6 protein-coding genes are annotated in these 11,460 nt (G+C 69.6%); 4 read left to right on the forward strand and 2 right to left on the reverse strand.

The window, feature by feature from the left end; translation table 11 throughout:
• Positions 1–52 precede the first annotated feature (52 nt).
• Positions 53–1,045, forward strand: coding sequence for an IS481 family transposase (locus JNUCC0626_RS10810; RefSeq protein WP_394619559.1), 993 nt, complete (start codon positions 53–55; stop codon positions 1,043–1,045).
• Here JNUCC0626_RS10810 and JNUCC0626_RS10815 read toward each other — a convergent pair.
• On the reverse strand, positions 1,042–4,077 hold the full coding sequence (locus tag JNUCC0626_RS10815) for a BTAD domain-containing putative transcriptional regulator (RefSeq protein WP_394619560.1): 3,036 nt from the start codon (positions 4,075–4,077) through the stop codon (positions 1,042–1,044). The genes JNUCC0626_RS10810 and JNUCC0626_RS10815 overlap by 4 nt on opposite strands.
• A 44-nt stretch (positions 4,078–4,121) precedes the next feature.
• Here JNUCC0626_RS10815 and JNUCC0626_RS10820 point away from each other — a divergent pair, with 44 nt between their 5' ends.
• Positions 4,122–4,985, forward strand: coding sequence for an alpha/beta fold hydrolase (locus tag JNUCC0626_RS10820; RefSeq protein WP_394619561.1), 864 nt, complete (start codon positions 4,122–4,124; stop codon positions 4,983–4,985).
• Positions 4,986–5,095: 110 nt separating this feature from the next.
• A complete protein-coding gene (locus tag JNUCC0626_RS10825) occupies positions 5,096–5,932 on the forward strand; it encodes a polysaccharide lyase (protein WP_394619562.1) in 837 nt (278 codons plus the stop codon).
• Positions 5,933–5,975: 43 nt separating this feature from the next.
• Here the strand turns inward: JNUCC0626_RS10825 and JNUCC0626_RS10830 are convergent, their stop codons facing one another.
• Complete coding sequence (locus tag JNUCC0626_RS10830) at positions 5,976–10,412, reverse strand: alginate lyase family protein (RefSeq protein WP_394619563.1); 4,437 nt, start codon at positions 10,410–10,412, stop codon at positions 5,976–5,978.
• Between the two features lie 203 nt (positions 10,413–10,615).
• On the opposite strand from JNUCC0626_RS10830, the gene JNUCC0626_RS10835 reads away from it, so the two are divergent.
• The gene (locus tag JNUCC0626_RS10835; RefSeq protein ID WP_394619564.1) at positions 10,616–11,458 is read left to right on the forward strand and encodes a polysaccharide lyase; all 843 of its coding nucleotides are present in this window, start codon (positions 10,616–10,618) and stop codon (positions 11,456–11,458) included.
• Positions 11,459–11,460: the final 2 nt, after the last annotated feature.

Consider the following 11,460-nt stretch of genomic DNA (forward strand, 5'->3'; position numbering starts at 1 on the left):
CTGGAGGTGAAGTGGAGCTGTCTAGGAACCGCTTCACACACCGGAGGCCTTCGTGTCCCACCCTAACGCCACGCTGACTCCGCGGACACGGCTGCGGCTCGCGCGTCTGATCGTGGAACAGAACTGGCCCGCGGCCGCCGCGGCGAAGATGTTCATGGTCGCGGAGCGCACCGCCCGCAAGTGGGCCGCCCGTTACCGCGACGAGGGCCAGGCAGGGATGCTCGACCGCAGCTCACGACCACATCACAGCCCGAACCGGACATCCGAGCCGGTCGTGCGGCAGATCGTGGTCCTGCGCTGGCGGCACCGGCTTGGGCCGGTCCAGATCGCCGGCCGGCTGGGACTGGCCGCCTCGACCGTGCACGCCGTGCTGACCCGCTGCCGGATCAACCGCCTGTCCCGCATCGACCGCGTCACCGGCGAACCCCTGCGCCGCTACGAACACCCGCATCCAGGCTCGCTGATCCACGTCGACGTCACCAAGTTCGGCAACATCCCCGACGGCGGCGGCCACCGCTTCGTCGGCAGGCAACAAGGCGACCGCAACAAACGAGCCACGCCCGGACTGCCCAAAGGCAAGGACTACAAACCCTTGACCGGCAAAGCCTTCCTGCACACCGTCGTCGACGACCACTCCCGCGTCGCCTACGCCGAGATCCACGCCGACGAACGCGGCGACACCGCGACCGCCGTCCTGCGCCGAGCCGTGGCCTGGTTCCGCGAACACGGAGTCGTCGTCGAACGAGTCCTGTCCGACAACGGCTCCGCCTACCGCTCCTTTGCCTGGCGCGACGCCTGCACCGAGCTCGGCATCACCCCGAAACGCACACGTCCCTATCGGCCACAGACCAACGGCAAAGTCGAACGCTTCCACCGCACCCTGGCCGACGGCTGGGCCTACGCACGCCACTACCAGTCAGAAACCGAACGACGAGCCGCCCTGCCCGACTGGATCCACTTCTACAATCACCACCGAGCTCACTCCGCCCTCGCAGGCCAGCCGCCCATCACCAGGCTGACCAACCTCCCCGGACATCACACCTAGAGGAAGTCCGCCACCGCCCCGAACGTGAACAGCCCGGTCCCCGCCACCACCTCACCAGCAGCAGGCAACAAAACCCGCCGCGCCCGCTCCCGCACCCCGTCGTCCCGCAACCTGGCACCTGCCATCGCAACCAGACACCCACGCACCTCGGCCAACAGGTCAGCCGGCCCGTCCGGCAACGCCCTCACCGCCACCAACGCCTCGCCCACCGGCAACACCAACGGCTCGACCCACACACGATGCGGCCCCCAGTCGTCACTGAGGTCCACCGCCTCGGGCCCGTGCAAACTGAGCAGCGCCAACGGCAACAGCCCGCGCTCCATCCCCCACATCCCGGTACCGGTGACACGCCCGGCAGCCGCCCGATAAGCCCGCTCGGCACCAACTTTGTCCCCGCCCGCCGCGAGCTTCAGCCCCGCGAACCACTCGGTGAACACCCCCACCAGCGGCAAGTCGTTGCGCTCAGCCAGTTCGTCGGCTGCCCGCGCATGCACGCCGGCGGTCGCCAAGTCACCCAACGCACAGCTCGCCTGCACAAGAATCAGGTGGCCGAGCACCTCGTGGGTGGTCAGCCGCCCCGCCGCCACCGCCACCAGTTCGCGCCCGATGGCAGCACGTTCCCGCGCCAGGCCGGTGCGGTGAAACGTGTGCATGAAGCGGGCGTTGAGCGCGAACGCCAACAGCGCCGGGTCGTCCAGGGTGCGCGCGATCGCTTCAGCCTCGGTCGCTTCGGCCAGCCGCCGTCCGGTGCCGCGCTCCTCCATGGCGATGGTGGCCAGCAGGCGGGCGCGGGTGGCGGTCGGCTCTGGGAAGGCGGGCAGGGTGGCCAGGGCGGCGGCGACGAGTTCGGCGGAGTGGGCGGGGTCGTCGTTGGTGGTCCAGATGCCGGGCACGTCGAACGAGCCGATGACCTCGGCCACCGCACTCGGGTCGGCGGGGGTGGCGAGGGCGCTGGTGTCGGCGGGGGTGGCGGTGTCGGCGGGGGTGGGCACGGCGGCTGGCACGGACGCAGGCGTGCTGACGCCGGGTGTGGACGTGGCGGCGTCGCACGTGTCCGTGGTGGCAGCGGGTGTGGACGTGGAGGTGGCGGACGCGTCGGCAGTAGCGGTGGAAGCGGTGGGTGTGCGCGTGACGGTCGGTGTGGTGGTGCGGGTCATGGCCAGTTGTAGTGCGGCTGACCTCTGCGTCCGCGCCGCCTCCAGATCCCCGCTCACCGCCAGCGCCCGCACCAGCCCGGTCACCAGGCCGAGCCGCTCCTCCCCCGCTGCCGCGATCGCCGTCCTCCACAACCCCACCGCCTCCCGAGGCGAGTGCGTCACCGAGGCGGCCCCGGCCAGCGCCCGCACCGCCGCCTCTCCCCGAGCCCCCGCCAGCAGGTAGTGGTGGGCGAGCAGCGACACCTCGTCCGGCCGCGACGACTCCAACGCTGCCGCCGCGGATGCGTGCCAGCGGGCCCGCCGGGTCAGCGACAGGTCCTCGTACACCGTGTCGCGCACCAGAGCGTGCGTGAAGCGAGCCCTACCGGGTGACTCCTCCACCACGAAGCCCGCTGCCAGGGCCAGGTCGAGAGCGTCCAGCACGTCCGCGCCGGCTACGGCGGCCAGCAGGTCCACGTCGATGTCTCGGCCCAGCACCGATGCCTGCCGCAGCACGGTCGAGGCCTGCGCGGGGAGTGCGGCCAGGCGGTGGCGGATCACCTCGCGGACGCCCGCCGGCACGCCGAGGGTTCCCTCGGCGGCGTAGAGGCGGGCCAGTTCCTTGGCGTAGAAGGGGTTGCCGCCGCTGCGTTCGCAGACGGCCCGCGGGTCGGCGGTCGGCGCGATCGGGTTGATCAGGGTGGCGATGGTGTCCGAGTCCAGGCCGTGCAGGTCGACGCGCACCGGTTCGGCTCGGGCCAGGGCTTCCAGAGGCAGCGGTGACCGGGAGGTGGCGACGATCAGGACTCTGCCGGAGAGGCGGGCGGTGGTGAAGGCGGCGAGTACGGCCAGGGTTTCGTCGTCGGCCTGGTGCAGGTCGTCCAGGACAACCAGCAACGGAGCGGCTGACTCCACCAAAGACACCACGGATCGTCGCAGGTGGAAGCGGTCGGCAGCGGCCAGGCGAGAACCCAGCGCCTCCACCACCTGTTGCCACGGCCAGGCCACGGGAGCGTCCTCGGGGCAGCGTGCCCAGACGAACTTCCAGCCGAGACGGGTGGCGAACGCCTCGGCCAGGGCCGTCTTGCCCACGCCGGCTTCGCCTGTCACCAAGACCAGGCCGAGGCCTGCGGCTGGCACGGCCGAGAACAGGGTTGCCAGCTCTGCCGTGCGGCCTGCCAGCGGCGACGGCAACGCGAGACGGGGCGAGTGGGCGAGAATGTCGGCTTCCACCGAACGGAGTTCCGGGCCTGGGTCGACGCCCAGGTTCTCGACGAGCACCGCACGTGCCTCTCGCACGGCGTCCAGGGCGTCGCCTTGGCGGCCCTCTCGGTAGAGGGCGAGGGCCAGGAGGCTCCAGGCCTTTTCGCGCCACGGGTGGTCGGCCAGGTGGGCGCGCAGGTCGGCTACGACACCGGCGGAGCGGCCCAGGTCCATCAGAGCGGAGGCGCGGCGTTCGACGGCCAGCAGACGCAGTTCGGTCAGGCGGGCGATTTCGGCTCGTGCCCACGGGAAGTCGAACTCGGCGTAGGCCGGGCCGCGCCACAAGGAAAGCGCACGGTCCAAGGCGGACAGGTCGCCGTCGAGCAGCGATTCGAACTCCCAGGCGTCGACGTCCGACGCCAGCAACGCGTATCCGGCGCCTGACGTGATCAGCAAAGAAGACGGAGTCCGGGGTGGACGGTCCGGCTCCAGCGCCTTGCGCAACGCGCCCACGAAAGTCTGCACGGTGCCGACGGCGCCGGACGGCGGGTCGTCCCAGAGATCGGACACCAGCACCTCGACGGGGACCACGCGGCGGCGGGCCACCAGGAGGCGGGCCAGGACCGCTCGTTGTTTCGGGCCGCCGAGGCGGGCGGAACCGGCGGTCAGCGGGCCCAGGACGCCGAACCTCACCGTTCACTGATCCGTTGCTGATCGGCCCCGCGCACAGTGGCGGCGTGAACCACACCGCATTCGACTACCAGCGCGTTCAGGTCTCCGCAGGCATTGAGCTGAACGTGGCCACAACCGGCAGCGGGACGCCCGTCGTGCTGTTGCACGGCTTCCCGCAGACCCACCTCATGTGGCGGCACGTCGCCGCCGGACTGGCCGCCGACCACACGGTGATCATGCCCGACCTGCGCGGGTACGGCGACAGCGACAAGCCTCAGGACACCGGCGAGACCTACGGCAAGCGGGCGATGGCGCAGGACGTCGTCGACGTCGCGAAGGCGCTCGGGCACGACAGGTTCGCGTTGGTCGGGCACGACCGGGGCGCGTTGGTGGCGTTCCGCGCCGCGCTCGACCACGCCGACAAGATCACGCACCTGGCGTCGCTCGACGTGCTGCCCACGTTGGACATGTGGGACGTCATGCACGGCACGTCCGCCGCCGTCGGCTTCCACCTGTTCCTCATGGCGCAACCGCCCGGCCTGCCCGAACAGCTCATCGGAGCGAGCCCCGACGCGTTCTTCGGGCACTTCCTCGACGCGTGGGGCGCGACACCGTTCCCCGCCGACATCCGAGACGAGTACCTGAGGGCGAGTCGCGAGGCCGTCACGTCGATCGTCGCGGACTACCGGGCGTCGGCCACGATCGACGTCGAGCACGACAGCAAGGACAAGGACGCCCGGAACCGCCTCACCATGCCGGTCACCGTGCTGCAGCAGGACTGGGGCACGGCACTCGGCTTCGACGCGAAGGCCCGCTGGAGCGCCTGGACGCAGGATCTCGACCACCGCACCGTCCCCTATGGACACTTCATGGCCGAGGAAGCCCCGGACGAGATCGCGCAGATGATCCGCGAGCTGCAAAAGCGATAATTCCTGCGCACACAAGGAAATTCATTCCATTGACCACCCACGGAGAGCGCGCGAATACTGGATCGCAGCAATGGTCCATACCATTTGCGAAATCCCTGTGAGGAGACTCGATGAGGAGAACTTCCTTGTTATCGCTGGCCGTCTGCGCGCTCATCGGCGTGCAGACGGCCCCCGCGGCGCACGCCGCTACTCTCACCAACACGTTCGAACGACCTGGCAGTGGGAGCGCTTACACCAGGGCGGAGTGGGCGAAGGACGGGTTCGCGTCCACGTTCGACGTGGGCATGGGCAGCCGCACGATGATCGACACGGCGCAGAAGAAGTCCGGGGCGAAGTCGCTGCGGGTGTTCTACCCGGCAGGCAAGATCAGTCCCGAACTGTCCGGCGCGTCGGCTGATCTGGCCGTGCCCAAGGCTCGGGAGTACTGGCTGCGCCAGCACGTCCGGTTCTCCCCCGACTTCAGCTGGGGCGGCACGGAGTTCGGAGGCAAGGTCGGGCTCGGCCTCGCGGGCGGCAAGCGCTGCTCGGGTGGGCAGGGCTGTGACGGTTACAACGGCTTCACGGTCCGGTTCGCGTGGGGCCGCGACGGCAAGGCGATCCTGTACTTCTACCACATGGGCAAGACGGGGAAGTTCGGCGATTCCTTCCAGCTCAGCCCGAACGGCAGCGGCTACGCGTTCCCGCGCGGGCAGTGGATCGAGCTGAAGATGCGGGTCCGCGTCAACACCGTCAGCGGCAGCACGGCGAACGCCAACGGCGAGGTGCAGGCGTGGGTGAACGGCGTTCCGGCGGGCACCCGCACGGGCCTGCAGTTCGTCCGCAACGCCGACCAGATCAACTTCGCCTACTTCTCGTCGTTCTTCGGCGGTGACCGGCAGACGTTCGCACCGACGCGCAACTCGTACATCTGGTACGACGACGTGCGCGTGCAAACAAGTCCGCTGTAGCAACGAAAGGCCGGGGCTCACCAGAGCCCCGGCCTTCCGCCATCTATCCGACCGTGAACGTCACCTTCAGCAGATCGCCGTGCCGGGTGACCGAGCTGACGGGCTGGTTGTTCAGCTCGACGGTGCGGACACCAGGAGCGTGCACGGTGATCGTCACCTGCCCGCGGTCCGCCGGACGCCCGACCGAGAGCCGTAAGACACTCCCGTCGAACACCGCGGAGGCCTTCTCCAGCGGTCGAGACGCCGTGAACCACGTGCGCCCGTCGATCTCGACCGTCTGACGGCCCAGCACGTCGATGCTCAACGGCGCCGAACCCGCCCGCCGCACCAGCGCGTACCCGCCGTCGTACAGCACGTCGTCGCGACGGTCACCGGCCAGCTGCACCCGCACGTGCCCGTCCCGCACCTGCCCGGCCGACACGATCGCACTGGGAGCAACAGCAGATCGGGTCTCCAGCAGCGTGGCGAACCGAGTCGCCACACCCTCCCGACGCGCCAGCACGAACGGAATCTGCTTGCCGTCGGTCGCGAGCCCCGGCCCGGTCGCCTGCACCACACGGGTGGCAGACGGTTCCAACGCGCGCATCGACAACACCGACTGCGGCGTCTTCCACTCCGCCTGCCACGCGGCTCCGCTGCCTTCGCCCACCACCCGGATCTTGTCGTACCCGAAGTCCTTGTCGGCAGGATCGAGCACGCACGTCCCGCACGCCGGCGGCGTCATCGGCACACCGGAGACGGTGAGGTCACCCACCCCGTGCCACGACTGGTCGAACCGGTGCGCCGAAGAGCCGCGGGCGTCGAAAACGTCCACTGTGTACTCGTCGGTCATCAGCTCGGCCCGCCGCAACGAGACATCCGGCATCGCCGCGTAAGGCTTGTCCGCGCGGGCATCGACCACCTTCAACCGCGGTGTGGTGCCGAAGAACTCCAGCGCGCCGCGGATGTTGCGGTCCTGACTCTTGCCGTCGACCACGACGGTGTTGTGCGACACCGACTCCCGGTACCAGTTGTTGGTCAGGTCCGCGTTGTCGGCGCCGTAGATCTGGCCGAGGTCGGTGGACTGGAGCCCTCCCCCGCCCACCACGTCGAGGTGCAGCTTGTCCGCGTGGCCGTGGGTACCGCCCGCGACGCCGTGGTCGAGCCGCACCGCGTTGGCCTGGAACGGATCCACCGCGCCGGAGAACCCGAGCCGCACGTCGTCGAACAACGCCACCCCCGCCGCGTTCTCCACCACGAGCGAGATCCGCGCGGCAACGGCGTCCTTCGGCACGTCGGCCTTCAGCGTCCGCGACCGCCAGCCGAGCAGGTCGTGGAACGTGAGGCTCGCAGGCTGAGTCGTCCCACCGGGCCCGACGAACGACAGCTCGATCCGGGCGCCACCACCAGGACGCAACGGCAACACCGGCGAGAACGTCCGCGCGTCCAACTGCACCGACGACACGTTCCCGCCGGTCACGGGCACATCAGTCGTCCACGAGCTGCGGTTGAGGCCCCCCGTGATCTTCGCCGACGACGAGCCCCGGTACGCCACCGGCGACAGTTCCGCCGCCCCCTGACGGGTCCAGCCCCCGTCCTCGAACCCACCGGACCCCAGCAGGTCGTCCGCGAACAGGTCGACGTCGTCCACCGTGACGTCCCCCTTCACCGACAACCGCACCGCACGGGCCAGCGGCGGCACGTCCAGCCCGGTCTCCCGGGCCGCCCAGGCACCATCGACGGTCAACGTGCCCCGCCCGACCTCCCACCGGTCGTGCAGGAACACCGCCTCGACCGCGCCCTTGCCCCGTGTCATCGCCTGCAACGTCAGATGAGCGAGCCGGGAGCCGTCGAGAGGAATCGTCTGCGAGGCCGCGCCGACCAGGCGGCCGTCCACCACCTTGCCGCCGTCGAGCTTCCAGAACGCGGGCTTGCCGGCATCCGCCAGCGAGAGATCCGAGAAACCGGAGTTGGGCACGAGGTTCACCGCGTCCGACGACCGCAGCACCGTCTCGCCGAGGCCTCCGAACGTCGCGCTGGGCTGCCGCGGACCGCTCAGGCGAGGCAGCGAGTCCACACCGAACCGCAACGCCCACCGGTCCGACCGAGGCCGTCCGAGGTTGTCGTAGGCGTAGGACAACCCGGTCGCGAAGTCCCGCGACCCGTACTCCGCGAACGCCCACTCGGCCATCGCCGCGAAGCTCGGCCCGAACCGGCGGCCCCACGTGCCACCATCACCGGCCGCCGGGATCGTCAGATCCGGGTACAGGTACGGCAGCAACGTCGTGTGCATCGACCGGAAGCGCTCGTCCGCGGCGTAGTCGCGTTCGCCCAGGTTGCGCGCGGAGATCGCGAGCGACGTCAACGCCTGCAACGCGTACACGTGGTAGCTCGCGGCACCCTCCCACCACCAGCCGTCGGCGAGCCGTGCCTTGTTCAGCAGGAACTCCGTGCCCATCTCGGGATCGTCCAGCGCCCACTTCCGCAGGCCCTCGTCGCCGATCGCGGAGCCGACGCCGTGCACCGCCGCGACCGTCCAGGCCTGGAAGTTCGACGTCACCGTCGGATAGGCCTGCACGAGCTCCGCCAACGGCTTCAGCAGGTTCAGCGAGATGTCCACCCGGTCGGACTCGGGCAGCACCTCGCGAATCAGGTCGTACCCGTCGATCAACCCGATCGCGGCCACGGCCTCGTCCAACGACTGGTAGTGCACCCGGCCGTAGAGCTGGTTCATCGGCACCGACAGAAAGCGCTCGGCGTAGTACGACAAGATGTCGCGCGCCTTGGTCGCGTACCGCTGATCACCGGTGACGCGGAACGCCAGCCCGAGGTCGGCGACGGCCTGCGCGGCGTTGTTGTGCCAGATCTCGATCCACGCGGCGTCGAGCAGGTCGCCGGTGTAGGACTTGCCGTCGATCGGGCAGCGGTGCAGCTTCGGCGAGGAGTAGTTGAACTCCAGCGACGTGTTCGTGCCGGGGCACTTGAAGTTGCCGCTCCAGCCGCCGTGGTTCACCGGCTGGTCGAGCGGCCGGGCGAGCCACGCGTCCGCCTCCGCCTTCACGACGGAGTCGAACGCCTTGCGCGCCCAGTCCTGCCCGGCGATCCGCTGCTTCAGCACGTCGAGCTGCGCGGGCGTGCTGTAGACCCGTGGCGCACCACCGGGAGAAGTGGCTTCCGAAGCCTGGAAACTCGCCTGTTGCGCCAGGTTCGCGTCACCGGCGGGCGTCGCCGTCAGCACGGTCGACGCCCCGGCGGGCACCGTCACGGAGACCACAGTGGACTCCCCCGGCTGGAGCACCTGCGTGGTGGGCGCGACGGAACCGGGTCCGTCGACCGCGAGCTGGAACGAGTCGGCGACGGCACGGCGGTTCGTGACCGTGGTCAGGAACTTCGCGGACGTGCCGGCGGCCGCGCTCTTGGTCTGGCTGTCCGGCGCGATCCACGGCGACTCGGGCGTCACGCGGACGTCGTCGACCCACGCGGTGCCGGTGGCGTTCTGGATCGCCGGGATGATCTGGAGCTTCGTCATCAGCGGCGGCACCCGGAACGTGCCGGAGATCGTCGTCCAGTCGCGCGAGCCGGTCAGCACGCCGTTGAGCAGCCCGGAGGCGGCGTACACGCTGGCGCCGGCAGCGTCGGTGTAGAGGAACCCGACGGAGACCCGCAGGCCGCCGGGGAAGTCGGTGTAGTCGGCGGTCTCGACCCGGTCGAGCTTGACCTTCGCCGACACGTGCACCACCGGCCACGTCTTGTGGTCGAGCGGCACGGTGACGAACCCGCCGATCTTCTGCGTCGGCGAGGCGTCGATGCGCAACGACCTGGTGCCGTGGAAGGCGTTCTGCGTGTCGACCTTGTAGGTGGCGCTGAGGTACGGCGTGCACCAGGCGGGCGCCGGACAGGCCTCAGTGGACGGTGAGGTGAGCTCGAAGCTGGGGTTGTTGACCAGGTTCACCCACGACTCGGCGCGCACGCTCAGGTCGTCGAACCGCACGGTGCCCTTGGCCCGGTCCAGCGCGACCGACAGGAACGCCGACACGGTCCCGGCGGGCACGGTGTGGACGTCGCTCCGCGAGGTCCAGTCCTGGGTACCGGTGAGGTTGACGCCCTTCCAGGTCCGCTTGCCGGTGGCGTCCACGAACGCGATGCTGATCTTGGCCGCGTTGTCGGCCGTGGCGCCCTGGACGACGTCGTCCAACTTGACGCGCCCGGACACCTTCACCGAACTCACGCGCCGCACGTCGATCCCGAACGACGCTGAAGTCCCGCCCTCCCACGCGGTTCCGGTGGCCGACGTGACGACGAGCGCACCGGCATCACGCCGAGCGCCGTTGGACAGCGTCCACGACAGGGCGTTCTCGAAGCCGCCGTTGCGCAGCAACTCGTGCGCGACCGGCGTGTCCGGCGCCGGTGGACCGGGCGCGGCCGCGGCGGTCGCGCTCGTGGCGACGGCCATCGCCGCCACCACCGCGACCACCTGCAAAACCGCCACAGGCTTTCTCATCGGGTTCCTCCAGAATTCATTCCGCGAGACAGAAGGAATTGCGCGGCCCCCAGACCTGGCCGAATACTGCGACACCGCAGAAGCCCAAGTCAATGCCCGGTTTCCATGCACGGAATCATTCCCGGAATGATTCCGCAAAATGTTGACCGAAGACACTTGACGTGGCGATACTGCCCGAACCCTCGAACGAGTGGAGGAAGTGCATGCGAACAATGAGGTTGCTCGCGCTTTCCGGATGCGCGGCGATAATCGCGTCGACCATTGCCGCGCCGAGCGCGATGGCAGCGGCGTTGAACAACTACTTCGAAACCCCGGCGGCGGGCTCGACCTACACGTTGTCGAAATGGGCGGCGGACGGCTGGAACGCGCCCTGGCACCAGGGCCTCGACACCCGCACCTACGTCGACTCCAGCGTGAAGCGCAGCGGCGGCAAGTCGTTGCGGGTCACGTATCCGGCGGGCAAGTTCGGCCCGGCGGACTCCGGCGCCCAGGCCCCGTTCGCGATCCCCCGCGCCCAGCAGTACTACGTGGCCCAATGGGTGCGGTTCAGCCCGGACTTCAGCTGGGGCAACACGAACTTCGCCGGCAAGGTCGGCGTCGGGCTCGGCGCGGGCGCGTCCTGCTCCGGCGGCATCCCGTGCGACGGCTACAACGGCTTCACGTCGCGGTTCATCTGGCGCAGCGGCGGCAAAGCGGCGATCTACTACTACAGCATGGATCACGCCGGTCAGTACGGCGACTACCGCGACCTCTCCCTCGACGGCAAGCCCGTCTACTACCCGCCGGGCCAGTGGGTGGAGATCGTGAAACGGGTCAAGGTCAACACCGTCACCAACGGCAACGCCAACCCGGATGGCGAGATCCAGGTGTGGTTCAACGGCCGTTCGGCGGCGCTGATCACCGGCATCAAGTTCGTCCGCAACGGCGACCTGATCGACCGCGCCTACCTGTCGTCGTTCGCCGGCGGCGGGGACGCGACGTTCGCGCCGACCAGGACCGGCTACATCTGGTACGACGACCTGCGCGTGAACACCAGCCCGATCTAGCG

Origin of the sequence: Lentzea sp. JNUCC 0626 (assembly GCF_043632865.1) — a bacterium.
GTDB lineage: Bacteria > Actinomycetota > Actinomycetes > Mycobacteriales > Pseudonocardiaceae > Lentzea.

Bases quoted from the DNA above. Each gene is read 5' to 3' on its own strand.
- JNUCC0626_RS10825 (WP_394619562.1), top strand. From the start codon at position 5,096: ATGAGGAGAACTTCCTTGTTATCGCTGGCCGTCTGCGCGCTCATCGGC.
- JNUCC0626_RS10830 (WP_394619563.1), bottom strand. From the start codon at position 10,412: ATGAGAAAGCCTGTGGCGGTTTTGCAGGTGGTCGCGGTGGTGGCGGCG.
- JNUCC0626_RS10835 (WP_394619564.1), top strand. From the start codon at position 10,616: ATGCGAACAATGAGGTTGCTCGCGCTTTCCGGATGCGCGGCGATAATC.